The organism is Sulfitobacter sp. TMED3 (assembly GCF_002167505.1).
Classification (GTDB): Bacteria; Pseudomonadota; Alphaproteobacteria; order Rhodobacterales; family Rhodobacteraceae; genus Sulfitobacter; species Sulfitobacter pontiacus.
On sequence record NZ_NHBI01000012.1, the window covers coordinates 38,704 to 63,873 of the forward strand.

General features: G+C 59.8%; 26 protein-coding genes. 20 read left to right on the forward strand and 6 right to left on the reverse strand.

What is annotated here, in order from left to right; translation table 11 throughout:
* Positions 1-8: 8 nt before the first annotated feature.
* From CBB63_RS04310 to CBB63_RS04345, 8 genes are all read left to right on the forward strand, one after another.
* Positions 9-1,496 carry an aldehyde dehydrogenase family protein gene (locus tag CBB63_RS04310; protein ID WP_286698278.1) on the forward strand — a complete coding sequence of 496 codons (1,488 nt, stop codon included), beginning with the start codon at positions 9-11 and terminating at the stop codon, positions 1,494-1,496.
* Positions 1,497-1,526: 30 nt separating this feature from the next.
* Complete coding sequence (locus CBB63_RS04315) at positions 1,527-2,408, forward strand: NAD(P)-dependent oxidoreductase (RefSeq protein WP_286698279.1); 882 nt, start codon at positions 1,527-1,529, stop codon at positions 2,406-2,408.
* Between the two features lie 88 nt (positions 2,409-2,496).
* The gene (locus tag CBB63_RS04320) at positions 2,497-3,477 is read left to right on the forward strand and encodes a TRAP transporter substrate-binding protein (RefSeq protein WP_286698280.1); all 981 of its coding nucleotides are present in this window, start codon (positions 2,497-2,499) and stop codon (positions 3,475-3,477) included.
* Positions 3,478-3,529: 52 nt separating this feature from the next.
* On the forward strand, positions 3,530-4,051 hold the full coding sequence (locus CBB63_RS04325) for a TRAP transporter small permease (protein ID WP_286698281.1): 522 nt from the start codon (positions 3,530-3,532) through the stop codon (positions 4,049-4,051).
* Positions 4,044-5,327 (forward strand): TRAP transporter large permease, encoded by a 1,284-nt coding sequence (locus CBB63_RS04330; protein ID WP_286698282.1) that lies wholly within the window; start codon positions 4,044-4,046, stop codon positions 5,325-5,327. Before CBB63_RS04325 ends, CBB63_RS04330 begins: the two co-directional genes overlap by 8 nt.
* A 162-nt stretch (positions 5,328-5,489) precedes the next feature.
* A complete protein-coding gene (locus CBB63_RS04335; protein WP_286698301.1) occupies positions 5,490-6,125 on the forward strand; it encodes a sigma-70 family RNA polymerase sigma factor in 636 nt (211 codons plus the stop codon).
* An 871-nt stretch (positions 6,126-6,996) separates the two neighbouring features.
* On the forward strand, positions 6,997-7,575 hold the full coding sequence (locus CBB63_RS04340; protein WP_286698283.1) for a flagellar hook-length control protein FliK: 579 nt from the start codon (positions 6,997-6,999) through the stop codon (positions 7,573-7,575).
* A gap of 13 nt (positions 7,576-7,588) precedes the next feature.
* Complete coding sequence (locus tag CBB63_RS04345) at positions 7,589-8,260, forward strand: flagellar hook assembly protein FlgD (protein WP_286698284.1); 672 nt, start codon at positions 7,589-7,591, stop codon at positions 8,258-8,260.
* 479 nt (positions 8,261-8,739) lie between these two features.
* On the opposite strand, the gene CBB63_RS04355 is transcribed toward CBB63_RS04345, so the two are convergent.
* The 4 genes from CBB63_RS04355 to CBB63_RS04370 form a co-directional block, all read right to left on the reverse strand.
* A complete protein-coding gene (locus tag CBB63_RS04355; RefSeq protein ID WP_286698286.1) occupies positions 8,740-9,477 on the reverse strand; it encodes a flagellar basal body L-ring protein FlgH in 738 nt (245 codons plus the stop codon).
* The gene (gene flgA / locus CBB63_RS04360) at positions 9,474-10,157 is read right to left on the reverse strand and encodes a flagellar basal body P-ring formation chaperone FlgA (protein ID WP_286698287.1); all 684 of its coding nucleotides are present in this window, start codon (positions 10,155-10,157) and stop codon (positions 9,474-9,476) included. Before flgA ends, CBB63_RS04355 begins: the two co-directional genes overlap by 4 nt.
* Before the next feature lie 12 nt (positions 10,158-10,169).
* Positions 10,170-10,955 (reverse strand): flagellar basal-body rod protein FlgG, encoded by a 786-nt coding sequence (gene flgG / locus CBB63_RS04365; RefSeq protein ID WP_286698288.1) that lies wholly within the window; start codon positions 10,953-10,955, stop codon positions 10,170-10,172.
* Positions 10,956-10,976: 21 nt separating this feature from the next.
* The gene (locus CBB63_RS04370) at positions 10,977-11,846 is read right to left on the reverse strand and encodes a flagellar hook-basal body complex protein (RefSeq protein WP_502695854.1); all 870 of its coding nucleotides are present in this window, start codon (positions 11,844-11,846) and stop codon (positions 10,977-10,979) included.
* A 1,927-nt stretch (positions 11,847-13,773) separates the two neighbouring features.
* Between CBB63_RS04370 and CBB63_RS04380 the strand changes: the two genes are divergently transcribed.
* The 3 genes from CBB63_RS04380 (at position 13,774) to CBB63_RS04390 (ending at position 17,610) form a co-directional block, all read left to right on the forward strand.
* Complete coding sequence (locus CBB63_RS04380; RefSeq protein ID WP_009824353.1) at positions 13,774-15,075, forward strand: flagellar hook protein FlgE; 1,302 nt, start codon at positions 13,774-13,776, stop codon at positions 15,073-15,075.
* A gap of 26 nt (positions 15,076-15,101) precedes the next feature.
* A complete protein-coding gene (gene flgK / locus CBB63_RS04385; RefSeq protein WP_286698291.1) occupies positions 15,102-16,520 on the forward strand; it encodes a flagellar hook-associated protein FlgK in 1,419 nt (472 codons plus the stop codon).
* A 10-nt stretch (positions 16,521-16,530) separates the two neighbouring features.
* A complete protein-coding gene (locus CBB63_RS04390; RefSeq protein WP_286698292.1) occupies positions 16,531-17,610 on the forward strand; it encodes a flagellin N-terminal helical domain-containing protein in 1,080 nt (359 codons plus the stop codon).
* On the opposite strand, the gene CBB63_RS04395 is transcribed toward CBB63_RS04390, so the two are convergent.
* A complete protein-coding gene (locus tag CBB63_RS04395) occupies positions 17,611-18,315 on the reverse strand; it encodes a response regulator transcription factor (protein WP_286698293.1) in 705 nt (234 codons plus the stop codon). It abuts the gene before it with no gap.
* A 174-nt stretch (positions 18,316-18,489) separates the two neighbouring features.
* Here CBB63_RS04395 and CBB63_RS04400 point away from each other — a divergent pair, with 174 nt between their 5' ends.
* The 4 genes from CBB63_RS04400 (at position 18,490) to CBB63_RS04415 (ending at position 21,412) form a co-directional block, all read left to right on the forward strand.
* Positions 18,490-19,647 (forward strand): flagellar basal body P-ring protein FlgI, encoded by a 1,158-nt coding sequence (locus CBB63_RS04400; protein ID WP_009824349.1) that lies wholly within the window; start codon positions 18,490-18,492, stop codon positions 19,645-19,647.
* Positions 19,647-19,949: a hypothetical protein gene (locus tag CBB63_RS04405; RefSeq protein ID WP_009824348.1), complete on the forward strand. Its 303-nt coding sequence runs from the start codon at positions 19,647-19,649 to the stop codon at positions 19,947-19,949. The genes CBB63_RS04400 and CBB63_RS04405 overlap by 1 nt, the downstream gene beginning before the upstream one ends.
* A complete protein-coding gene (locus CBB63_RS04410) occupies positions 19,946-20,437 on the forward strand; it encodes a flagellar biosynthesis protein FlgI (protein ID WP_286698294.1) in 492 nt (163 codons plus the stop codon). The genes CBB63_RS04405 and CBB63_RS04410 overlap by 4 nt, the downstream gene beginning before the upstream one ends.
* Before the next feature lie 132 nt (positions 20,438-20,569).
* Positions 20,570-21,412 carry a flagellin N-terminal helical domain-containing protein gene (locus CBB63_RS04415; RefSeq protein ID WP_286698295.1) on the forward strand — a complete coding sequence of 281 codons (843 nt, stop codon included), beginning with the start codon at positions 20,570-20,572 and terminating at the stop codon, positions 21,410-21,412.
* Between the two features lie 99 nt (positions 21,413-21,511).
* Here CBB63_RS04415 and CBB63_RS04420 read toward each other — a convergent pair whose 3' ends face one another.
* Complete coding sequence (locus CBB63_RS04420) at positions 21,512-22,903, reverse strand: FliI/YscN family ATPase (RefSeq protein ID WP_286698296.1); 1,392 nt, start codon at positions 22,901-22,903, stop codon at positions 21,512-21,514.
* A gap of 62 nt (positions 22,904-22,965) precedes the next feature.
* Between CBB63_RS04420 and CBB63_RS04425 the strand changes: the two genes are divergently transcribed.
* From CBB63_RS04425 to CBB63_RS04445, 5 genes are all read left to right on the forward strand, one after another.
* Positions 22,966-23,319, forward strand: a complete 354-nt coding sequence (locus CBB63_RS04425; RefSeq protein WP_005849029.1) for a flagellar basal body protein — start codon at positions 22,966-22,968, stop codon at positions 23,317-23,319.
* 14 nt (positions 23,320-23,333) lie between these two features.
* Entirely contained in the window at positions 23,334-23,744 is a 411-nt protein-coding gene (gene flgC / locus CBB63_RS04430; RefSeq protein ID WP_074636865.1) for a flagellar basal body rod protein FlgC, read from the forward strand.
* A 9-nt stretch (positions 23,745-23,753) separates the two neighbouring features.
* Entirely contained in the window at positions 23,754-24,071 is a 318-nt protein-coding gene (gene fliE / locus CBB63_RS04435) for a flagellar hook-basal body complex protein FliE (RefSeq protein WP_009824343.1), read from the forward strand.
* Between the two features lie 39 nt (positions 24,072-24,110).
* A complete protein-coding gene (locus CBB63_RS04440) occupies positions 24,111-24,380 on the forward strand; it encodes a flagellar biosynthetic protein FliQ (RefSeq protein ID WP_005849035.1) in 270 nt (89 codons plus the stop codon).
* Between the two features lie 148 nt (positions 24,381-24,528).
* On the forward strand, positions 24,529-25,170 hold the full coding sequence (locus tag CBB63_RS04445; protein WP_286698297.1) for a lytic transglycosylase domain-containing protein: 642 nt from the start codon (positions 24,529-24,531) through the stop codon (positions 25,168-25,170).

A 25,170-nucleotide genomic window follows, 5' to 3' on the forward strand; every position in this document is an offset into this window, starting at 1 on the left:
AGACACGTATGAACGACTGGAACGCTTTGGCGNGCGCGCTGTATGACGGCAGCTTTCGNCCGATGTTCATCAACGGTAAATGGTGNCCGGCCCAATCGGGCGCNGAGATGGATGCGCGCAATCCGGCGAACGGGTCTTTGCTGGCGACTGTACCGCAGGGGGGCGCGGCGGATATTGATGCCGCAGTGAAAGCCGCCCGCGCGGCGTTCGAGGGGCCTTGGGCCAAGTTCACCCCGTTCGAGCGTCAGGCGTTGCTGCTGCGCATCGCCGACAAGTTCGAGGCAGAATGGGAACGCCTGTGTCTGTCGGACACGTTGGATATGGGGATGCCGATCCAGCGCACGCTGGCCAACAGCCGTCGCGTGTTGGGGATGTTGCGGTTCTATGCGGGGCAGGCGGTGATGATCCACGGCCAGACGATCCCGAACTCCTTCCCCGGCGAGATCTATTCATCCACCGTGCGTGAACCCGTGGGCGTGGTCGGGGCGATCATCCCGTGGAATGCGCCAATCGCCGGTTCCGTCTGGAAGATCGCGCCCGCGCTGGCGACCGGCTGCACCGTGGTGTTGAAACCGTCCGAGGAGGCGTCGCTGACCGTGCTGATGATCGCACGGTTGATGCAAGAAGCGGGGCTGCCCGACGGGGTGTTGAATGTGGTGACCGGATTGGGGTCTGATGCCGGTGCCGCGCTGGCGGCGCATCCGGATGTGGACAAGATCGTGTTCACCGGTTCAACCGCCACCGGTCAGGCGATTGCCCGCGCGGCGACGGGCACGTTGAAACGCGTCTCGCTTGAGCTGGGGGGTAAATCGCCGGTCATCGTCTGCAAGGATGCGGATATCGACAAGGCGGTGCCGGTCGCGGCCATGTCGGTCTTTGCCAATTCGGGTCAGATCTGCATCGCCGGATCGCGGCTGTTTGTGGCGCGCGAGATCCATGACGAATTCACCCGCCGCGTGGCGGAGTTTGCCGCAGGGCTGAAGATCGGGCAGGGGATTGACGAGGGCACGGATATCGGGCCCATCATCTCGGCCCGTCAGGCCGAACGGATCGCCGGTTTCCTGTCGGACGGTCCCGCCGAGGGCGCAACGGTTCTGACCGGCGGGCAACGTGCCGAAGGGGCGGCGCTGGAGGGCGGGCATTTCATCCAGCCCACCGTTTTTGGCGGCGTCACCGACGACATGCGCATCGCCCGCGAAGAGATCTTCGGCCCCGTGATCTCCGCGCTGCCGTTCGATGAACTGGACGAGGTCGTGGCCCGCGCCAACGACACGCCCTATGGGCTGGCTGCTGGTGTATTCTCGACCAATCTGGGGACGGCGCACAAGCTGGCACATCGGCTGAAAGCAGGGTCCGTCTGGGTGAATATGTATCACGCCATTGATCCAGCGGTGCCTTTTGGCGGGGTCAAGATGTCGGGGTATGGCCGCGAAGGCGGGACCGAGCATCTGGAAGAATATCTGGACACCAAAGCGATCTGGATCAACGCGGATTAAACCGCGCCGCGGGACAAAGGGAGGAACGCGATGAAAGTTGGCATTATCGGTGTCGGTCTGATGGGCCACGGCATTGCGCGGAACGTCTTGCGCAAGGGCAAGTTCGAACTGGGCTTTCTGGATCACCCCGGCAACCAGCCGGTAGACGAGATTACGGGCCTTGGCGCTGTGGCGTATGACACGCCTGCCGCGCTGGCGGCGGTGAGTGATGTGATCATACTCTGCGTCACCGGATCGCCTCAGGTGGAGGCGATTGTCACGGGCGATCACGGGCTGGTGTCGGCGTTGAAACCCGGTGCGGTGGTTGTCGATTGTTCGACCGCGCTGCCCGACAGCACCCTGCGTATGGGCGACGCGGTGCAGGCCGCGGGCGGGGCCTATCTGGATGCGCCAATGACGCGCACGGCGAAACACGCCCATGACGGGGCGTTGAACCTATTGGTGGGGGGTGACGCCGCGGTGCTGGAAAAGGTTCGGCCCGTGCTGGCAAGCTTTACCGATACGGTCGACCACGTCGGTGCGCGTGGTCACGGGCACCGGTTGAAGTTGCTGCATAACTATGTGTCGGTCGGTTTCATGACCCTGCTGGCCGAGGCCGCAGCGCAGGCCGCCGATGCACAGATCGATCCGCAGGTCTTTGTGGATGTTCTGGNCGGTGGNGGCGGGGCCAGTGTCGCGCTNGANCGNNTNGCCCCCTATATCACGCAAGGCGACCGCGAAGGGCTGCCCTTTTTCGTCAGCAATGCACAAAAAGACATCGACTATTACCGTGCCATGTCGACCGCATCGGGGGCGCAACAGACCGTCGCCGATAACGTCTCTGCCGCGCTCGCTCGAACGGTCGAGGCGGGGCATGGTCAGGCCTATGTGCCCGAGCTGGTAAAGTTGTTCCGGAAATCCGCGCAGGGCTAAGCCAGCGTTGCGCGGTACCACGAGGGCTGCATCTTGTCAGCTTTGGTGGGTTTAGATAGCACATCCACAAGGTTACTGGGAGGTTACCATGAAATTCAATCTGACATATTTTGCGGCCGCAAGCGCCTTTGTCGCGCTGGCCGGTTCCGCCGCCGCGCAGACCGAGATCAAGATCGGCTATGCTCTGGCCCCCGACAGCCACTACGGCGTCGCGGCGCAGAAATTCGAAGAGGTGGTGCTGGCGGAGACCGGCGACCAGTTCAGCTTCAAGCATTTCCCGTCTTCGGGTCTGGGCGGCGAACGCGAAGTGATCGAGGGGCTGCAACTGGGCACCATCGAGGCAACAATCGTGTCCTCGGGCACGCTGGCGAACTTCGTCCCCTCCACCGGTGTTTTTGACATTCCGTTCCTGTTCAGCGGGTTGGACCACGCCCGCGCTGTGCTGGACGGGCCCATCGGTCAGGACATTCTGGGCGAGTTCGACACTGTCGGCCTGCACGGTCTGGCATGGGGCGAACAGGGCTTTCGCCACATCACCAACAACCGCAATGCGATCCATACGCCTGCCGATGTCGAAGGGCTGAAGATCCGCACGATGGAAAACCCCGTGCACCTCGCCGCCTTCGACGCCATGGGGGCCGCCCCCACGCCGATGGCCTGGCCCGAGGTGATTTCGTCGTTGCAGCAAGGTGTGATCGACGGTCAGGAAAACCCGCTGTCGGTGATCGTTTCGGTCAAGCTGAACGAAGTTCAGAAATACCTGACCCTGTCGGGCCACGTCTATTCGCCCGCGATGCTGCTGGTGTCCAAACCTTTCTGGGATGGGCTTGACGATGATCAGAAAGCCGCGATGGANAAAGCCGCNACNNAAGCGGCTGCCGCGATGCGGGGCTATGTCGACAATGTNGAAACCTCGGGTGTGGAAACGCTGAAAGAGCGTGGCATGGAAGTNAACGCCCTGTCCGCCGAAGAGAAAGCCGCGTTTCAGGCGTCGATCAAATCGGCCTATGAAGGCTACTATGACACCTACGGCCAAGAGCTGGTCGACTCGATCGTAAACTTCGAGTGAGCAATACCGCCGGCATCCAANGGGTGCCGGCGACATCGGGCGAGGGGAAGCCGTGAAGAGACTGGAAACCATTTTCGTGGCGTTGAACGGTTGGGCGCTGATCCTCATGCTTTCGGCAATGACGCTGGTCGTCGGTGCCAATATCACCCTGCGCTATGTGACCGCCCATTCGCTGCCTTGGGCAGATGAGGCGGCGCGCTATCTGATGATCTGGATGACCTTTGGCGGCGCGGGTCTTGTGTTGCGCACCGGCGGGCATGTCGCGATCACCAACCTACAGGACGCGCTGCCCAGCATGGGGCAAAAGCTGCTGCGGGCGGGGATTGCCTTGGGGCTTTTGGTCTTTTTCGGATTCATGGTCTACGTCGGCATCCAGTATGCGCAGCGCATGCAGTATCAGGTGACCCCCGCACTGCGGATGCCCTTCCTGTATGTCTACGCNGCGATGCCGGTCGGGTTTGCGCTGCTGATCGCCCACCTGCTGCTGATTGCGCNCCCCTTCATCATGGCGGGGGANTATAAACGTATGGACGGGGCCACCGCCGATCCGCTGCCCGGAGGCGCAAATGGCTGAGATCCTTTTTCCCGCGCTTTTCGTNCTNCTCGCCCTTGGTCTGCCCGTGGCCTTTGCNATGGCGATATCCGTCTTTGTCGCGCTGAGCTTCGGGTCGTCCTACCCCAACCTCGTTGTGGTGAAAGAGATGTTCTCGGGCCTTGATAGTTTNCCGCTGCTGGCGGTGCCGTTCTTTATCCTCGCGGCGGAGATCATGACCGGCGGGGCGGNGACCCTTGCGATGCTGCGCTTGGCACAATCGCTGGTGGGGCATCTGAAAGGGGGCTTGGGTCATGCGAATGTCGTCAGCTCTGCCATGTTCGCGGGGATCTCCGGCTCGGCGCTGGCCGATGCTGCGGGGCCGGGGACGATGATGATCCGCATGATGGAGAAGGGCGGCTATGGCCGTGCCTATGCCGGAGCGNTNACCATCTCGAGCTCGGTCGTGGGGCCGATTATCCCGCCGTCGATCACGATGATTATCTACGCCATGCAGGACCAGCAGGTATCGGTCGGGTCGCTGTTCATGGCGGGTGTGCTGCCGGGTATNCTGATCACCGCAGCGGTGCTGCTGGCCAATGCGCGGGTCAGCCACAAACGCGGCTATGCCAGCGGCGCGCCGATGCCCCCCTTGGCAGAGATCGCGCGGATCGCGCTATACGCGCTGCCCGCGCTGATGTTGGTGGTGCTGATCGTCGGCGGTATCCGTTTTGGCGTGTTCACCCCGACCGAGGCGTCGGTGATCGCGGTCTTCTACGCGCTGTTCGTCGGCATGTTCGTCTACCGGTCGCTGCGGGTCGCGGATCTGCCCGCNATCATCCTGCGCGCGGCCCTGGTGTCGGGGGCGGTGCTGTTGATCCTTGGCGCGGCGCGGGCCTTTGCCTGGGTGTTGATCATCGAAGGCGTGCCNCAGTTTCTGGCAGAGACGATCATTGCCTGGGATCTGTCGCCGATTGTCTTTTTGCTGGCGGTGAATGCGCTGTTGCTGGTCTTTGGCCTGTTCATGGACCCGCTGCCCGGGGTGATGATCCTTGTGCCGATCCTTGCGCCGATCAGNTTTGCGCTTGGGATNGACCCGGATCATTTCGCGATTATCGTGATTGTGAACCTGACCCTTGGTCTGACCACACCGCCGGTGGGAAGCCTGATTTTTGTCGTCTCGTCGGCGGTGAACATCAAGCCATCGGCCCTGATCAAGGAAATGCCGCCGTTCTTCATCGCANTGATGGGGGCGTTGCTGTTGATCACCTTTATCCCTGCGCTGTCCACGTGGTTGCCGACGCTCAGCGGGTTCTAGGGGGAACTGTCCTTTGATATCGGGTTGTTTGCCAAGGATAAAACCCAATTTAACCGTGCCTTAAGCAAAATAAACTTTCCCAGATTCGTGAAGTGTGGTCATGTTGGGGAAAAAGTTGGGCAGGCAATGACAATAACTTATGCAGCAGCGCGCAATGCGCCGATGTTGGCGTTGGAAGATGAACGTGTCCTGTTNAAGGATTGGCAGGTCAGCAAAGATAAGTTCGCNCTTGAATCCTTGGTGCTGTCNCATGCGCGNATCGTGTTCTACTGGGCGCGCAAGCTCAGCGATGATCAGGCCGAACGCGAAGACCTGATTTCCGAAGGGATACTGGGGCTGATCCACGCCGCCGATCTGTTTGATCTGGANCGGGACGTGCGGTTTTCGACCTATGCGAAATGGTGGGTCAAGAATGCCACGATGACCGCCCGCAACCACCTGCGCGCCATTGTCGAGACTCCGGCGGGCGTGCAGAAAACAGTGCAGCATTCCATTGATGATGATGACAGCTTCGCGCTGCTTGCGTCGGAAGACCCCAACCCCGAAGAGGCCGTGATCGCGCAGTCGTCGCAAACCCTGATCCGCGCGCGATTGCTTGAGGCGATGGAACGGCTTCAACCGATGGACCGCGAGGTGTTGCGGGCGCGGACCTTGCAGCAGCCCCCCGAAAGCATTCAGGATCTTGCCACGCGGATGGAGGTCACCCCCGCCAAGCTGCGCCAGATCGAACGCCGCGCGATGTCGCGGTTGAAGTATGAGCTCGCGGCGCGNGGCGTCATGACAAGCAAGATGCACTGAGATGAATGTCGCTNTATCCGCATTGATGACGGGGCAGGCTGGCGTGAAAACCGGCAAGGGCTCNAGCGCCGTGCCGGAAGGGTTCGCCGCGCTGATGGGAACCGTCGCAATTGGCGAGGCAGGTGCTGCGGTGCCGCCCTTCACCCTCGGCCCCGATGGTGAGCCTATTCTGCTGGGTAGTGACGATNCNACCNCCGAAGGGATGGCAGATGTGCTGGGGCTTTCCCNGACCACAGAGCAAGCGGGCGATCCGACGGCCCTGTCGATGGAGGCGTCCTTCACCGGTCTGATGTCGGCCGCCCAACCGACGGGCGAGGGGGCTACCGTTCAAGCAACTGGGCAAGTAACCACCGCAACCACGGTCAGCGCCCCCGCAGTCGCTGTGCCACAGNCNNTCGTGCAAGGTGTCGCGGGCGACGCAGACCCCCAGTTGCCGTTGGCCGCGCCACCATTGGCCGCTGACGCGGTAGCGGCCAATGTAACGCAGGGCCCTGTTAAGGTCGCGCCCGAAACGGCTGCACCTACGGTGCCATCCCCTGTCGAAGCGAAAACCGATGTTAAAATCGCGGCNCCCGCACNGCAAACCTCTGGCGTGCCGCAGCCCGTTNCNGCCCCCGCGACAGCAGTAGCGGCACAGCAACCAATCGCTGCTACGGCAGATGTTCAAAGCGTTGCGCAAACGCAGGGGGTGGCGGGGGTNCAACCTGTCCCTAAACCGCAGNTTAGTGACAAGGTTNCGACCCCGCCGCGTGCAGCACCCCAAGCCGNGGCCGCNGNTGAGGGANCCGCNCCGCCNGAACCATCAATCGACGCGGATACNCCCGTCGCGCCGTTGCGNCAGGCCGCTTTCGGGGCAGAGCCGCCGACCTTCTTGAACGCAGGTCAGAATGGCGCAGCCGCACAGGGCAAGACACCCGTTGATGTTACCGCGACCTTCCGGCCTGCCGAGGTGGTTCAGGCGCAGCCCGTGGAAAGCAACGCGCTGATCCTCGCCGACCAAGCGAGCGATCTGAAAGCCGCCGCGCCAAGTGCCGAGACGCAGGCCAAACCTGCACCGAAACCCTTTGCCGATGCGCTGATCTCGCAAGTGAAGGCCGTGGAGGCGAAAGAGGGCCGCACCTCGGTCAGCTTGCATCCGCGCGGGTTGGGGCAAATCGAGATCGAGGTCGTCACCGACAAGGACAGCGGCACCCGCGTTGTGGTCCGTGTCGAGAACCCTGCCGTACTGCAAACGCTGCGCGATGAACGCCAGCTTTTGGCGCAGGGGCTTGGGTTTACCGACGCGGGCAGCTTTGAATTCCAGCAGGGGTTCTCGGACGACGGTGCGCGCGATCAACAACGCGCTACCGCGGGGTTCGGTGGGGGCATTGATGACGGCGCAGGCCCTGTGACCGCTGGCGTTCAGCACAAAAATGTGGTGGATGACGGACAACTTGATATTCTCACCTAAGGGGGTGTGATCCATGCTGACAAGCCAGACACTGTTGAACAATTTCACAAGCACGAACCAAAGCTCGGCGCAGGATTCACTGGGCCAGTTGGGCGAGGATTATACCAAGTTCCTGACCCTGCTGACCGCGCAGATCCAGAACCAGGATCCGCTTGAGCCGGTCGATAGCACGCAGTTCGTCGCACAGCTTGCGCAGTTGTCGCAGGTGGAACAAGCGGTGCAGACAAACACGCAGCTAGAGACATTGACCAGCCAGATCAGCGGCTTGCTGAATCTGGGGGGCACCGATCTTTTGGGGCGCGATGTNACAGTGCAATCCGATGTGGTGATGCTGGAAGATGGCACGANNTCGACCTCCTANGAGGTGGGGGCCGGCGCAGCCGAGGTCANCGCGAAAATCTANGATCCGCTGGGGCGCAATGTGCGTACGATCAACGGTCTGTCCACNGTATCNGGCACNGCGAACCCGCTGGGGTGGGATGGCAANGACGATTACGGCAANGCGCAGTTGGCGGGGAAATACACCGTGGTGCTGACGGCGAAAGATGCCGCTGGCAACAATATCGCGATCCAGCCGTCGCGCAGTGCCCGCGTCGAAGATGTACGTTTCCGCGAGGGAGAGATCATCTTTGGTCTGGACGGCGGCGAAACGGCATCGTCGATCACCGTGAAATCGGCGAGCTGATCGGGCCTGTCAGTTGCGCAGGCTGGTATTGGCGTAAAAGCTGTTCAGCCGNGCCGTACGTACTGCCGGGAAATTAACGTAGAGCTTNCGNACGATTTGCGCGGCAAGCTCTGCTTTGCGGGCTTCTTCTTCGATCGGTTGGGCGAGGCTCAGGTCGGTTTCCGCAAGCTCGGCGATCGCTGACACGGTGGCGTCACGCAAACGGGCGCGCCCGACGGCACCGTTGATCTCGTGAAACGACGAAGCCCCCATGACATAGACATCCATGTCAAACACCAGATGCAGGATTTTGCGGCTCTGGATGATTTGCATGGTGAATTTGCCCAANGGCATCTTGAACATCANCTCTTGCGTGGCCGCCTGATCCGAGGGGGCNGATGTCGTTGGCCGCATAAAGCGTTCCCCGACATAGCCCATGGCCCCCGCACCAATCACGCAAACGGCGATGATGATGTATTTGATCACACCCGCGTCCCGCCTTAGTAGGGCAGGAACACTTCAAGCGCGTCCTGACCGTAGCGCGCNGTTTGCACCGTCGAAATCTGCCCGCGNCCGCCATAGGTGATCCGCGCCTCGGCGATTTTGTCNTAGTCGATGGTGTTCCCGACGTTGATATCGGACTGGCGGATGATGCCGGCGATGCGCAGCTCGCGCAGTTCGTTGTTCACCTTNACCTCTTGCCGTCCGGCGATCACGAAATTCCCGTTGGGTAGGGTCTGGATCACAAGGGCGGCCACCCGCAAGCGTATGGTCTCGTTCCGGCGGATCGACCCTTCGCCTTCGCTGGACGAACTGCTCGACAGGCCAATCAGCTGCCCGCTGTCGGTCGAGGTGTCGAAGTTCAGGATATCGGGGTCGTCCACCCCAGTGGAGGAGGACCGGCTGCGCCCTGTGGCATTTTGCAACTGCGCGCGGTCATCGATATCGATCAGAACGGTGACCAGATCGCCCACGTCGCCGGCGCGCCGGTCCTGGAACAGACGCGGTGTTGAATTGCTCCAGAGGCTGGCCTGATCCGCGCGTTTGGGCTGTTCAGGCGCTTTGGGCAGGGGCATCGGGATGCTCACGCGGTTGACCTCGCCCATGTGGTCGGGGCTCAGCGTCAGATCGCTGACTGTGGGGTTGTGGGTTTCCTGAAAATCACCACAGGCCGCCAGAAAAAGCGCCGAAGCTGCAAGCAGGCANCCGAGCCGNGCGGGAAAACGAAGGGATGTCATTGTACGACCTCGACGACGCCTGCTGCCATCGCGATGGTCGACAGGGCCTTGTTGCTGGAAAGATTGACGACGCGCAATTCCTGACCCTTATGGGCATCATCCAGGGCACGTCCTTTGGCCGTTAGCTGCAGCCCGCCATGGGTCAGACGGATTTTGACCTTTTCACCGCGGCTGATGATACGGGGCGGCATGACCGAATTGCGCGGGACGGGGCGGCCGGTGACCAGCATACGCCGCACCTGCTGGCCGACGAGTTGATCATATTCATTGATCGCATAGCTGCCGACCCGCTGCATCGGCATTTCAACCAGCGACACGTCCTGGGCGCGGACGATTTCATCGGGCACGATGCGCCGGTTGGGAACAGGCACGGTNAATGTCACCATCGCCAGACCCCATACGCGTTGCGGGACACCGCTGTCGGTNACCACATTTGCGATGAATTGGCCCGAGTCAGGGTCGATCCAGAACTCCTGCACGAAGTTGCCCTTCTTGATCATCCCCTCGGCCATGCGGATATCCAGCTTGGCTTTCGCGGGCAANGTNGCCCCCAGTTCGGCGACGGCGCGTTCCTCGATCAGGTCGGTCACGGGCACGGCTTGTGCAAGCNCAGGGCCCGCCACCACAAGAGCGGCGGCAAGCTGGAACAACACGAAAAGGGCAATGGCAACACGTTTCATCGGTTCAACCCGTTACTTGATCTGGTTCGTCGTGGTCATGATCTGATCGGCGGTCTCGATCGCCTTGGAGTTCATCTCGTAGGCGCGCTGTGCCGANATCAGGTCGGTGATCTGCTGGATGATGTTGACGTTCGACTGTTCAAGATATCCCTGCCGNGTGATGCCGACGCCGGGGGTGCCGGGGACGTTCTGTACAGGCTCACCCGACGCGGCGGTCTGCTCCATCAAGTTATCACCGACGGGTTTCAGGCCCGCTTCGTTCAGGAAGGTCGCAAAGTTCAACTGGCCCAGTTCCACCGGTTCAGGGGCGTTTTCGACATAGGCCATGACCACGCCTTCCTGATTGATTTCGACCTGACGGGTCAGTTCGGGCACGATGATCGCGGGCTCTACCTCATAGCCGTTCAGGGTGACNAGCTGGCCTTCGGCGCTNAGCTGGAAGTTCCCGTCGCGGGTAAAGNCCTGTGTGCCATCGGGACGGTTCACGGTGAAATAGCCGCGCCCCTCGATCGCGAGGTCCANCTGGTTTTCNGTNTGNNNCAAGCCGCCCTGGATGTTGTGACGGATCACGCCCGCCGCNTGCACGCCCAAGCCGATATCAGTGCCTACGGGCCGCGCAGTGCCTTCTTCGGATGTCAGCGATCCGGCGCTCGCAAAGCTTTGATAGACCAGATCCTGAAACGCGGCGCGCCCGCTTTTNAAGCCGGTGGTATTGGCGTTGGCGATGTTGTTGGCGATGACGTCAACGTTGGTCTGTTGCGCCAACATGCCCGTGGCCGCGATCCCGAGTGCTTTCATCTTATGCTCCTTCCGGCGGCGTTATACGCGCCCAAGTTTCTGGATGGCCGTGCGGGTCAGATCATCGTCNGACCCCATCAGTTTGACCGAATTCTCGTAGGCCCGCTGGATGTCGATCAGACGGGTCATTTCAAGGACGGCGTTCACGTTGCTGCCCTCNATAAAGCCCTGCTTGACCTGCGGGTTCTCCATCTGCTGCGGCTGGCCTGCGTTCGGGGGCAACTGGTACATGCCCGCGCCCATGGGCAGCATCTGCGCCGCCTCGTTGATCGCGACAACGCTGACCGCGCCAAGCACCGCGCCTTGGGGGTTGGTCACGGTGCCGCTGGTGGTGATCACCACCTCGTCCCCCACATCATCGGGCAGCACGACAGGCCCGCCGCCCACGCCAAGCAGGGGCATACCACCTGCGGTTTTCAACTGGCCGTCGACATCGACCACAAGACGCCCGTGACGGCTGTACCCGGTTTCGCCGCCGGGGAGCTGGAAGCTGAGCCAGCCATCACCGGCCACGGCGATGTCCATCGGGTTGCCGGTCTGCATCAACGGGCCGTCGGTAAGTTCAAGGTACGTCCCGCTTTCGCGCACATAGTTGATCGCATTATCGCCGCTGCCATCGGGTATGGATTCAAGCACGGGGTGGATCGCCTTGTAGCCCGAGGTCGTGGCGTTGGCGAGGTTATGCGCCGTCGTGTCCATGTTGCGGGTCAGCACGGTTGCCTGAGAAAGCGCCACATAACTGATATTGGTCATCTCATCCTCCGGCGGTGCTGAAGCATCACGAAAAAACGCATTGTACATGTCATTGCAAATACAAATTTTCATGAATACAAGGATAAGGCAAGTTCTATTTACACTCTCAAGGATAGGTGTGCGCCAGTATATTTGCATATCGGTGGTTAAGGCGTTGCTGGTTCTTGCGGTTCCGGCGGGTGTNCTTGTGGCCGCGCCCTCTGANGTGGTTGATACGCTGGATCACAGCGCGTTGGACGCAGGGCAGACATGGCGGCGGGATCTGGATTTGCGGCGCTGGTCTCCGGACGGGTTGCGCGATGATTTGCGGCNCAGCATNGCCAAGCTCGGCAGCCAGCGGGGCAATGACCAGACGCGGGTGATGATGGATGTGGCCGAACTGTATATGGCCCATATGCTGCTGTTCGAGGCGGGCTCTATCCTTGCCGAAGTGACCCCTGATACGCCGGTCCATAAACGCCGTCACCGTGCGCTGTCCGACGCGGTGCGTCTGCTGGCGGGGGANGCACCGACNGCGGTAACGCCACCTTTCAACACGTCTCCGCTGGCAGGCAACCGACCGGATCGCGCCTTTTGGGCCAGTCTGGACGCGATTGCCACTTCCGACGTTCGGCGCTTGTCGGATANTATCGAGCCAAGCTTTGGCGGGCTGAGCACGCAGCCGGAATCCGTCGTGCGGGCCGTTCTGCCNGTGCTGCTTGANGCGGCGATTGAGCTGGANAAGCGCGAATATGTCGACGCGACCCTGCGCCTGCTAGATGAAATGCCAGAGCTGGCCGGGGCCGAATCCGGTACATTCCTGCGCGCACGGGCCGCGCAAAAGCGGGGGGACGCGGCGACCGCGCTCAAGATCTATCTGGAAGCGGCAGAGGGCTGGGACCAATACGCCGTGCGCGCCCGTTTGGCGGTGGCGGATATGGCGCTTGCCGATGGCGGAAGAGGCGCGCTGCTGGCGGCACAATCGACCCTAGAGGGCGGATCAGAGGCGTGGCGCGGCGGGCGGTACGANCTGGAAGTATTGCGCCGGCTTGANCGGGTGTACCACGCATTGGGCAATGATCCCGAAGCCGTGCTGACCCTTGGCCGTATTCTGCTGCGGTTCCCCGAACGTGCCGAAGCCGCCCCGATTGAGGCGCAGGCGCAAGAATTGCTGGCAGATATCTATAAGGCAGGGGGCGAGGGGCAGTATCCGCTGTCGGCTTGGGTCGCGCTGCATCTGCGTTTGCTGCCCTATTTCCGCTATACCGANGGGTTCACGACGCAGATTGAAACNCTGGGNGANTANGTCCTGAAGNTGGGGTCGACCGATCTGGCGGCCAAGGAATACCGTCGNGCCGTGCGTATCTTGCAAGAAAAGCAGGAAGAACANGGCACCTCCCGCGNGGCCGAGATTTTNCGCCTGAACATGAAGCTTGCGCAAGCGCAGGTGCAGGGGGGGCAATTCGCCGATGCNCGGCTGACGTTGGAACTGATGGANGTAAGCGTCGCCCCCGAGATGGAGGANGCGCATCAGAGTTTGCTGGCGCAAACCCTCTCTAAACTGGGGGATAAGCCTGCGTTGCTGAAGGCGTCCGTCGATGCACCAACGGCGCAGCATTTGCGCGATGTGGGGCTCGCGCTGTCGGAGGAGGAGCGCTGGCCGCAGGCGGCGGACGTTCTTACGCAGCTTTGGCGGACATATCCGCAGGATTTTTCCTTGCAGGATGCCACGCGCCTGTTGATCGCGGCCTATCGGTCCGAAGATCAAGAGACGCTACAGCAGGTGACGCGTTCCTTCCCCAGTCTCACACCGTCTAAAGATCTGATTTCACTGGCAAACAGCATATCTGAGGTGCGCGATAACGTGCTGCCGCTTAGCGCGGGCGGGGCGGCGAAGCGGCTGGAGCAGCTAGAGAATGCCTTTGAAAGCATCGCGAATTCAGGGATATCTCCATGAACTCGGCTGCAAATTTCAGCTAAACCAAGGTTAGACAAAAATAAATCGCGAAAATTTAACCTTCTTTAAACCAATTCGATTATTTGTCCTGTTAGGCAAGAATACCAAGAACGACAACGAGGTAGGAAAATGAGCATTTCAAGTGCGCTTCAGACGGGTGTCAGCGGGCTGCGCGCCAACTCCAAGGCGGTTGGCAGCATCTCCGAGAACATCGCAAACTCGAACACGGTGGGGTACCGCCGCGGGTTCGCGCATATGGTCACGACCACTGCCTCGGGCGGGAATGGCGACGGGGTCTTGTCGGTCAACGCTGTTGAAGAGCTGGACATTTCGACAGCAGGCGGCCTGATCTCGACCAACTCCTCTACCGATCTGGCGATTGGCGGGAACGGTTTTTTCGCGGTGTCGATGAACCCGAACGAGACTGTGCAGACCAACTACATGCTGACCCGCGCGGGGTCGTTCCTGCCGGATGAACAGGGCAACCTGAAGAACGCGGCGGGATACTATCTTGCGGGCTACCCCTACGGGCTGGAAGGGGACATCGGGTCGGTCGACCGGACGTCCTTCAAGGATATGGAAACGGTCAACATCGGCAATCTGAACATCTCTGCCGGCGTGACGTCGACCATCACCGCCTTTGGCAACCTGCCATCGCAGGACACAGGCCAAGCCGATCCCGGCGCACCTTTTGTCACCTCGTCCGAAGTGTTCACCGCCTTGGGTGAAAGCCAGCGCGTGAGCTTTTCCTGGGCACCTGGCACCACGGCGAACACATGGGATCTGGCAATTGCGGATCAGAATGGCAATGGGCTCGGCAGTGTCACGATCGAGTTCAACAACGCCGGGCCTGCGGCGGGCTCTCCGCTGAGCTATAGCAACATCAATTCCACCGCGACGGCACCTGCCGCCTTTACCGTGGACCCTGCGACAGGCGTGGCGACGATCACCCTTGATAACGGGGTTGTCCCGCAAGAGATCGACATCACCCTTGGCAAGCCCGGCGCATTTGACGGGATCAGCCAGTTCGCGGGGGATTTCAGCCTCGCGTTTGATCGGGACGGGTCCAGCGCGGGCGAGCTGGTGCGCACCGAGATTACCGAAGACGGCACATTGTTCGGCGTTTTCGATAATGGCATGCGCCGCGCGCTTTATGACATTCCCGTCGCTGTCGTCGCCAACCCCAACGGGCTGGTCGAAGTGAAGGGCAACGCCTATCGCCTGTCGGGTGAAACAGGGTCGTTCTCTGCTTTGCAAGCCAATTCTTCGACCGTGGGGTCGATCAACGCCGGGGCGCTTGAAGGGTCTAACGTGGACATTGCGCAAGAGATGACCGACCTGATCAAGGCGCAGCGGGCATTTTCGACCAATGCCAAAGTGATCACCACCGTCGACGATATGATGGATGAAACCACCCGTCTGAAACGATAAGCCAGACGGTCTGACCGGAGCATGACATGAGCCTTTCGGGCGCGCTGAATTCGGCCACAGCCGGTTTGCATACGACACAGGGTCAGTCGCGGATCGCGGCGGATAACGTGTCGAATGCGATGACCCCCGGTTATGTCCGGCGCGAGGCGGTGCTGGTCACGGCCAGCGGCGGGCAGGGCGGGGCCGTCATCAGCGAGGTCCGCCGCGAGGTCGATGCGACGCTGCAACGGATGTCGCGGCTCGAAAACAGCCGGATGACGCAGTATCAGTCTATTCAGGAAGGTTTGACCACCTATACCGCCTATCTGGGGCAGCCCGGTGACGGCACATCGCCTGCAGACCGGTTTAACGAATTCCAGAACAGCCTGACAACGTTGGTCAATATGCCGTCGTCGAACGGGGCGCAGACATCCGTTGCGCTGGCGGCAGAGGATCTGGTGCGGTCGGTCAAAGGGGCGGCGACAACGCTATCGACGACGTTAAATGACGTGAATATGGAAATCCGCTATGAAGTCGCGGACCTGAACACGGCCCTATACCAGTTGCGCGATCTGAATGCCTCGGGCAGCGGCTTTACCCCCGGTTCGCTGGAGGCCGCGCAGTTTGATGAAAAGGTCGACACGATCCTTGACCAGATTTCCGGGATCNTTGACACGCGGATACATCGGTCTTCGAACGGGTCGATCAGCCTTTATACGGTCAGCGGGGCCGCATTGCTGGAGGGGCGCGTCGTNCAGGATGTGACCTTTAACCCCAGCGACGGCACATTGATGGCGGGNAATCAGGANATCACCCCGTTCAAAGACGGTGTGCGTGGTATTCAGCACGGCAGTCTTGCGGGGCTNTCCGANCTGAAGAGAGAGACTATACCGCAGTTTAGTCAACAGTTGGACGAATACGCGCGGGGGCTGATCCAGACCTTTGAAGNGGCCGATGCCAGCCTTGCACCGGGNGANGCGGGGCTGTTCACAGATAANGGGATCGCGTTTGATCCGGCAAATATCACNGGTCTGGCGAGCCGTTTGCAAATAAACAGCAAGATCTCCTCTACCGGCGATGCGGAGGTTTGGCGTATCCGCGATGGTCTGGGGGCCACTTCCCCCGGTGCAGGGTCTGAAACGGTGCAGATNAACGCNTTTCTGGCAGGGCTCGACACGGCGATGAATGCAGCGACGGGCACGGGTATTCCCGCCGAGGTCACTTTGCGCGATTTTTCGGCAGAGATGATCACCAGCCAAGCGGCCACGCGCGCACGGGCAGAGAATGACTTTAACGCCGCGGCCTCTGCGGCAGAGGTCGTTATGTCCGCGCGGCGCAATTCTGAGGGCGTGAATATTGATGACGAGATGCAGCAACTGCTGTTGATCGAACAAAGTTATGCGGCAAACTCCAGAGTGCTTACAGCNGTGTCAGAGATGATCGACACGCTGATCGCAGCGGTATGAGGCAGGGACAATGGTTCTAGGTATCAGCAGTTTTTCGTCGTTCCAGTTTAACCTTTTCAACCGTCAGAACGTGCAGCGNACGACGCTGGAATTGCAACGGGTGAGCGAAGAAGTCTCTACCGGAAAAAAGGCCGACATCTATNCCGATCTGGGCCCGCGCGCGGCCTCGGTGATGAAGCTGCACGGGCGTGAGGCGAATACCCAGACCTTCATGACATCGAACGACGTGCTGGCGAGCANGCTTGACGCGATGCTTGCGTCCGTCGATGCGGCACGCACGCAGGTACAATCGGTGCTGGAAAGCGCGCTGGTCAATGCCACACGCNATGGCAACGGGGCCGAGGTGTTGCAGATGCANGCCCGCGCCGCGCTGGAAAGCCTCGTGTCGACGATGAACACGTCGTATAATGGCGAGAACCTGTTTTCGGGGCTGGAATCCAACAAGACCTCGCTGACCCGCTGGCCNGAAACCAGTGCCGACACAGGCCGTTCACCGCAATCGGTGGTCGAAGANATNTTTGGNNCCGGTCCAACCGACCCAGCCAGCGCCCAAGCCATCGCGGATCAGCTAGAGACCGTGTTCAACTCGCAAGACGCCGACGCCAGCCGGAATTTTCAGGGCACCTTCTATCAAGGCTCGCCCGAGCGTGATGCCAGTNGNGCCGAGACAAAGCAGATCAGCGCCTGGGTGAATACCGGACAAGAGGTCGTCTACGGTGTGCGCGCCAACGACCAGTCTTTCCGCGATGCCTACAAAGGGTTGGCGATGCTGGCCGTGACCGACGTGAGCCAGATGGACGAAGCGGCCTATAGCACCTGGATGTCAGANGTGGTCGATAGCCTGTCGGCGTCGCAAGAGGGTATGTTGGATATCTCGGCGCGGATCGGGTTCAACCAGCAGATCGTCGAGAAGACCCAANCGCAGCTGANCGATCTGTCGCTNGTGCAGCGGACNCAAATCTCGAACTACGAAAGTGTTGATCCCTACGAGGCGATCACGCGCATGAATAGTCTGGAGACACAGTTGCAGGCGAGCTATCAGGTTTCCTCGCGGCTTTCGAGCCTGTCGATCCTGAATTACCTGCGCTGATCAGCCGGCTTTCGACGTCACTTCGGGCGAGCTTAGCTTGTAGCCGCGGCCATGCACGGTCTCGATATACTGCCAGCCTGATTTNGACGCGGANGCGAGCTTTTTGCGCAGTTTGCAGATGTAGACGTCGATGACCTTATCGAAGGGCTGATCGATGCTGCTGCCNTAGATTGCGTCATAAATCGCGTCTTTAGAGATGACTTTGTTCGAGTTCAGCGCAAGATGCTGGAACACCGAATATTCGCGTTTCGACAGTTTGATGCGGCTGCCCGATACGATCGGATCGCGCCCGTCGAAATAGGCGGTCAGTTCTCCGACGATCACGCTTTCNGAGGCATGGCCATAGTGNCGCCGGATGATCGAATTGGTCCGCGACAGCACTTCGGCCCCACGGATCGGGCTGACGATCACATCATCNGCGCCAAGGTTCAGCAGGTCCGACGTATCCTTGGCGTTGCGGAAATCCTTGAGCACGATCACCGGNTTGACGCAGCCTGCGGTACGCATCGCGCGGATATATTCACGCGTATCGTCNCATTCACCGATCAGAACNGCATTNGTCTGATGGCCGGGTTGCAGCAAAGGGCCAAGGCCNGTCGTGAAAAACTCGGCGGTGACGAACTGAAGCTCGATACCTGCGCTGCGCAGCTCTGCCGTAAGGCCGGCGCATCGTTCTTTNCGCTGTTCGAAAATATACATGCGCATGTTTGTGTGCCCTAAACCCTGACTATTCCTATCGGTAGCAAGTATATTCTGCGGTAGCAACAATTAATAGATGATTTAACTTGTATAAATCCGGTTATTACGTGATTATGCCAAGGATAGTTGAACTGTTCTTGTACCGGAGATTTCGCAATGGCGCACGGCCAGCGACGCCCCATGACCCGCCTGCTGCGTTGCCTGCAGGCCCTTGCCGCCGCAGCGCTTTTGGTTGTGCCCGCGATGCCGTCCTGGGCCGAGGTCCGGATCAAGGATATTGCGCATTTTGAAGGTGTGCGGGAAAACCATCTGATCGGGTATGGCCTCGTCGTTGGGCTTTTGGGGACGGGGGACAAGCTGAACTCCAGCCCGTTCACCCGTGAATCCATTCGGGGGATGCTTGAACGGCTTGGCGTTGCGAACCTTGATGGCGAGGCGCTCAAAACCAAGAACACCGCCGCCGTGATGGTGACGGCCAAGCTACCCCCTTTTGCGCGGCGCGGCTCGCCCATCGATATCACGGTGTCGTCGCTAGGAGATGCGACAAGTCTGCGGGGAGGTACCTTGTTGATCACCCCGCTGACGGGCGCGGATGGTGAGGTCTATGCCGTGGGGCAGGGCGCGGTTGCGGCGTCGGGCTACCGCGTGGATGGCAATGCCGCGAGCGTTGTGGATGGCGTGCCGACCATCGCGCGGATCGAAAACGGGGCCATCGTCGAGCGCGAGATCGAATTCAGCCTCTTTCAGCTCGACAGTATCCGGATTGCGCTGAATAACCCCGATTTTACCACGGCGGATCGCGTGCGCGAAGCCATTGCGAAACACCTTGGGTCCAGTCAGGTCGAGGTGCTGGATTCCGGCACGATCGAGGTCTGGGTCGGTGACAAACGCAACGCGCCCGAGACGATCATGGCGGTGGAAAACCTGCTGGTCACGCCGGACGCCGTGGCGCGGGTCGTGATTGACGAGAAATCGGGCACCATCGTCATGGGCTCGGACGTGCGGATCGCGCAGGTCGCGATCAGCCAGGGTGGCCTGACCGTGCGGGTGCGCGAGAATTTCGGCGTCAGCCAGCCAGGTCCGATCAGTCTTGGCGGAAATACGGCCGTGATCAGCGAGGAACCTATCTCTATCGGGGGGACGACCGTGATCGTGCCGGAGACCGAGATTGATATCGAAGAAACTGACGGCAGCTTTACCATTCTGAACGGTGACGTGAGCCTGCAAGAGCTTGTCGACGGGCTGAACGCCATCGGCGTCGGCGCACGGCAAACCATTGCGATTTTGCAGGCCATCAAGGCCGCAGGGGCGCTTCACGCCGATCTGGAGATTATCTGATGACCGGTTCAATCCCCCCGTCACTGCCCGTATTCGATATCGCCAAACCCGACCGCGCGGCGCAGACAGGTAAAGAATTCGAAAAGGTGTTCTTAACCCAGTTCGTCGACGAGATGATGAAAACCGCCGGTGCCTCAGCTTTCGGCGGGGAACAGCAGGCGGATATGTGGCGGTCTTTCATGTCCGAAGCCGTCGCTGGCCAGTTGGTAGAGCAGGGCGGTTTGGGCTTTTCCGGTAGCGTGTCGCAAATGCTGGACGCCTACGGGCAGGGCAAAGCCAAATTTGCGGAGCAGGGCGAATGACCCCGCGCACCTTCCGTTTCGGTCAACGCGGCACCGCCCCCGAGGGCGAGGCCCCTGACCAGCTGGCGCTGACCCCGCAGGACGAGGAAAACATTCACGCCTATGTGGCGAAAATCCACGACACCATCGACGTGCTGAACCGCGAGGTCGATGCGATCAAAGCCGGCAATCTAGATGTCGTTAGCGCGATCTTCGAAGAAAAATCCCGCGCGTTGAAGTGGCTGGAGCTGCAAACCCCACTGGTCGAACCCTTTATGGATCACCCGATTATGAATGAGCTGGAGGTGAAGGCACACCTCAAGCAGTTAAAGGGGGCGATTGAAGAGGACAGCGCAATTTTATCCCGCATGGCCGTCGCCGCCCGCACCATCCTGCGCGAGGTCAAAAAGATCAGCAATCGCAATGCGCTAGACGGAAATTATGGCAAGATGGGCCAACGTGTGAGCGGCGTTGCGGATAAGAACATGCGCGTCGATCAGAAATTCTAAAGCGCGTTTCGCCGATTTTACTCAATTTGTTAACCCTGCTTTAACCTGAACTGCTATGTAGTTCAGGTTAGCCATTTACGGCTGACCTCAGTCAGAAGACTGGATCAATACGAGAAGCAAGGAGAACATTAAATGTCGTCCATTCTCACCAATACCTCCGCAATGAACGCTCTGGCCACGTTGAAAGACGTGAACCGTGGGCTTAACCAAACACAGGACCGTGTTTCCACCGGCCTGAAAGTGGCGTCTGGTAAAGACAACGCCGCCTATTTCGCCGTCTCTGAGACGATGAAAGGCGACAGCGGCATGTTCAAAGCCATCAACGAAGGCATGACCGCGACCAAGAACTCCGTCGCGACTGCCCGTCTGGGTGCCGAAACGGTTTCGGATATTGCACAACAGATCGTAGAGCGTGTTGCTTTTGCGCAAACTGATGGCGTTGACAGAGCGGATGTTCAGTTGGAAATTAATGCGCTGGTCGAAAATATGGCATCTGCGATAGGTCAGGCTACATTCAACGGTAACAACTTGGTGGATTCTTCTGCTAGCGTAACCGTAGTAAACGGCGTTACACGTAATGCTGGTGGTGTTGCAAACACGTTTGGAGCAACAACCTTTACTTTCAACGAGGCCGATCTCGCAACTATTCAAACTACATTTGCCGGTATCGACGTTGTGACTGACCAATCCAGCGCGACTCTCCAGACGCAGCTTACGACGGCAGAAACTCAGCTGGGCCTATCAATTGATGCAGCAACTAGCTTGGGTATTACGGAAAATACGCTCGACAGCCAAATGCAATTTATCGATAGCTTAGCAGACACGCTGGATTCCGGCGTGAGCTCGATGGTTGATGCGGATATGGAAGAAGAAGCGGCGCGTTTGCAGGCCTATCAGGTTCAGCAGCAGCTGGCGACGCAGTCCTTGTCGATTGCAAACCAGGCGCCTCAGAACATCCTGAGCTTGTTCCGTTAATTCGGTTTAGGCGTTATATGAAAAACCCCTCTCCGCCACTGGTGGGGAGGGGCCCTGACGAAGCACCTACCGGCTTGGACAGACGTCCCGCCGGTTTTTTTATTGCGCCTGACCAGCCTCGGTGCGGGCGCGTTCCTCGAAAAAACTCCGCAGCGGGTCGTCGATGCCGGACTCCAGTATCATCCGGTAGGTGTCGGCAAAGCCTTCGGCGGCTGGGGTCTTGTCGCCGCGGCTTTGTGACAGGAATGGGCTGGCCACGCGGAAGAATGTGATGGCTTGGTCCGTTTCCGGGTCGGACCCGGCTTTATACGCCCCCAATCGGATCAGATCTTCCATATCGGCGTAGCGGCCCAAGGCTTTGCGTGCGACTTTGGTGATCTCGTATTCTTCGGGAGAGTGGCAGCCCGGCAGCATCCGCGACAGCGATTTTTGTAGATCGATCGCGGGAAAACGCCCCTGTTCGGCGATGCGCCGGTCGAGCACCAGATGCCCATCCACGATCCCGCGCACCGCATCCGCGATGGGTTCGTTCATATCGTCCCCATCCACCAGCACCGTATAAAGACCGGTAATATCACCTTCTGCCGCCATACCGGGGCCCGCGCGTTCCAACAAATGAGGCAGTTCGCTGAACACCGACGGCGGATAGCCCCGCAGGGTTGGCGGCTCGCCACGGGCGAGGCCGATTTCACGCTGCGCCATCGCAAAACGGGTGACGCTATCCAGCAGCAGCAGCACCTGCTTTCCCGTCGATTTGAAGTATTCGGCAATCGCGGTCGTGGTTAATGCGGCCTGTTTGCGCAGCAGCGGTGCCTCGTCCCCGGTAGAGACGACGACAACGGCGCGCGCCATGCCTTCCTCGCCCAAATCCTCCTGGATGAACTGTTGCACCTCGCGGCCGCGTTCGCCGATCAGCCCGATGACAATCACATCGGCATCCGTATTGCGGGCCAGCATGGCCATCATGGTCGATTTACCGACACCGGAACCCGCGAAAACACCCATCCTCTGGCCGCGACAAATCGGGGTGAAAATATCAATGCATTTGATCTGTGTTTCCAGCTTCTCGCCCACCTTCTTGCGGTCGAATGCACCGGGGGGGTTGGCGCGAAAGCGGGTTTTGCGGCGCGGGCGGCGCGCGCGGGTGTATTGCGTAAGGGGGCGGCCAAGCGCATCAACCACCGTTCCGATCCAGCTGTCGTCGGGGGATACCATATCGTCATGCTCAATCAATTCGACGGTGTTCCCGACGGACACGCCCTCCCATGTGCCGAACGGCAGAACGCAAAGATCACTGCCCTGTGCGCTGACGACTTCGCCATCGATGTGTCCTGCGGGGGTGTGCACCCGACATTGGCTGCCGATCGCTGCCATCGCCTCCAGCCCGCTGACGGTGAGGGTCATGCCGGTGATGGACCTGACGATGCCCGAGATCTTTGCGCTGGCGCATGAATAGATGGACTTTTGCAGGTTTGCGAAGGCAGAAGTCAAAATATACTCTTTCGAAAATATTCTATCCTTGCTATATAACAAGGATAAATAATGAGTCTAGTATGAATACAGATCCCACATCCTTGTTCAGTCTTGCACCGAAACGTTTGCAGTGGCTTGCCACGCGGCAGAATGTCGTGTCCGAGAATATCGCGAATTCTGACGTTGCGGGATACCGCGCGCAGGATGTGCAAAGTTTTGCCAGCTATTTGGAAGACGCAGGTCGGTCGCAACGTTTGCAGGAGGCCGAGGTGGTTGAGGCGCGGGTTCTGGGTGGCGCTACGGCAACCGGGAATAACGTGAATCTGGAAGAGCAGTTGGTCGAGGCGAACAGCGCCTCGGGTCAGTTCCAAATGGCCGCGAGCCTGTACCGCAAAGCGCACGAGATGGTCTACGCCGTCGCTGGCCGGAAATAACGGAGAGACGCGCGATGGATTCCCTTTCCAGAATTTCGGCAACAGCAGCCAGCGGGATGCGGGCGCAGGGTGACCGGTTGCGCATCGTCTCTGAAAACCTTGCCAATGCCAGTTCGACCGCGCAAACGGCGGGGGGCGACCCGTACCAGCGCAAGACGATTTCTTTTGAAAGCGCTACGGATCCGTCAACGGGGGCAGCGATTGTGCAGTCTGCAGGCGTGCTGCGGGATGATGCCGATTTCACACTGCGGTATGAACCATCGCACCCCGCGGCGGATCAGAACGGCTATATCAAGATGCCGAACGTGAACCCGCTGATCGAAATGAGCAATATGCGTGAAGCCGCGCGCAGCTATGAAGCAAACCTTTCGATGCTGGACAAGGCGCGTGACATGCGCCGTCAGTTGGTCGAGCTGTTGAAGTAAGGTGCCAGAATGACAGATTTTTCCGCCATCCGTTCTTCCTACGTTGAAGCCGCCTATGCAAAGACGGTGCAAGGCGAAACGCGGGGTGCAAAACCCGCTGGCCCCGCCCCAAAAGATTTTGCCCAGATGGTCGGCGATGCCGCGTCGCAGGCCGTGGAGTCGGTGCGCGAAGGCGACCAGATGGCGATCAAGGGGCTGACAGGGCAAGCCAGCCTGCAAGAGGTTGTTCAGGCCACCATGGCGATGGAGCAGACAGTTCAGGTTTCGGTCGCGCTGCGTGACAAACTGGTGGAAGCGTACCAAGAAGTTATGCGTATGCCGGTTTAACGTCAGGTTAACACGCGCCATGTTTTTCGGAGGTCCGCTGTGGATTCTGTCACTATCTACGAAATCATCCGGCAGACGTTAACCGTAACATTGATCGGATCGGCACCTGTGCTTGTTGTGGCGCTTGGCGTCGGGCTTGCCATCGCGTTTTTCCAGGCTTTGACACAGATTCAGGAAATGACGCTAACGTTCGTGCCCAAAATCGCTGCGATTTTTGTGACGCTCGCCATCAGCATTCCATTTATTTTTTCGACACTTGTCGGGCTCTCGGACCGGGTGTTCGATCTTGTCTCCAACGGGGGGCTCTAGGGTGCGCCTCACCGTCTTGTTCATGGTTCTCTTGCTGCCCGTCTCTGCCTTGGCGGACAAAGGCGGTTGGACGGGGTTTTACACGTCATCCGCTCCTGCCGTGAAGTTGGGTCGGCAAAACGCCACGTCAAATCCGATGCGCGTCTGCGTGGACGAGATCCTTTCGGCTGAACAGCGCTATAACATTCCCGGTAACCTATTGTTGGCGATCGGGATTCAGGAAGCTGGACGTCAGGTGAACAACAAGCTGGTGGTATGGCCGTGGACCGCAAACACAAACGGTACCGGCACGTTCTTTGGCAGCAAGCTCGCATTAGAAGCGCATGTGCGCGAGACAGAGGGCCGCGGCATCCGGTCCACGGATGTGGGATGCATGCAGATTAACCAACGGTGGCATGGCGACCAGTTCTCCTCGCTAGAAGAGGCGACGACGCCAGCGCATAACGTCGATTATGCCGCACGTTTTTTGACCGCGCTATATCACGAGACAGGCGATTGGTGGCAGGCTGCCGGCCGGTACCATTCGTCTAACCCCAGCTACAAAGCTGTTTATCTGCAGAAGTTGCAGCAGAATCAGCGCATCGCCCAGGCATTCCTGACCCGCTTTGCAAGCGATGTTAGCCCGGGCAATAGCACCCCGCAGCAGGTTGCAGTCACCCGCGAGATGCCCGATTTCAACTGGAGCGCCGATCTGAGCGGTGCAAACTCCGGCAAAGCGGGCGGCGCGCTGTCTATCTATTCTACGCAGGCGTTGGCCCCCATCCTGCCCCATTACGCAGAGGTCAACTGA

Bases quoted from the DNA above. Each gene is read 5' to 3' on its own strand.
- CBB63_RS04410 (WP_286698294.1), top strand. From the start codon at position 19,946: ATGACCCCGCGCACCTTCCGTTTCGGTCAACGCGGCACCGCCCCCGAG.
- CBB63_RS04400 (WP_009824349.1), top strand. From the start codon at position 18,490: ATGACCCGCCTGCTGCGTTGCCTGCAGGCCCTTGCCGCCGCAGCGCTT.
- CBB63_RS04380 (WP_009824353.1), top strand. From the start codon at position 13,774: ATGAGCATTTCAAGTGCGCTTCAGACGGGTGTCAGCGGGCTGCGCGCC.
- CBB63_RS04405 (WP_009824348.1), top strand. From the start codon at position 19,647: ATGACCGGTTCAATCCCCCCGTCACTGCCCGTATTCGATATCGCCAAA.
- fliE (WP_009824343.1), top strand. From the start codon at position 23,754: ATGACAGATTTTTCCGCCATCCGTTCTTCCTACGTTGAAGCCGCCTAT.
- CBB63_RS04425 (WP_005849029.1), top strand. From the start codon at position 22,966: ATGAATACAGATCCCACATCCTTGTTCAGTCTTGCACCGAAACGTTTG.
- CBB63_RS04415 (WP_286698295.1), top strand. From the start codon at position 20,570: ATGTCGTCCATTCTCACCAATACCTCCGCAATGAACGCTCTGGCCACG.
- flgC (WP_074636865.1), top strand. From the start codon at position 23,334: ATGGATTCCCTTTCCAGAATTTCGGCAACAGCAGCCAGCGGGATGCGG.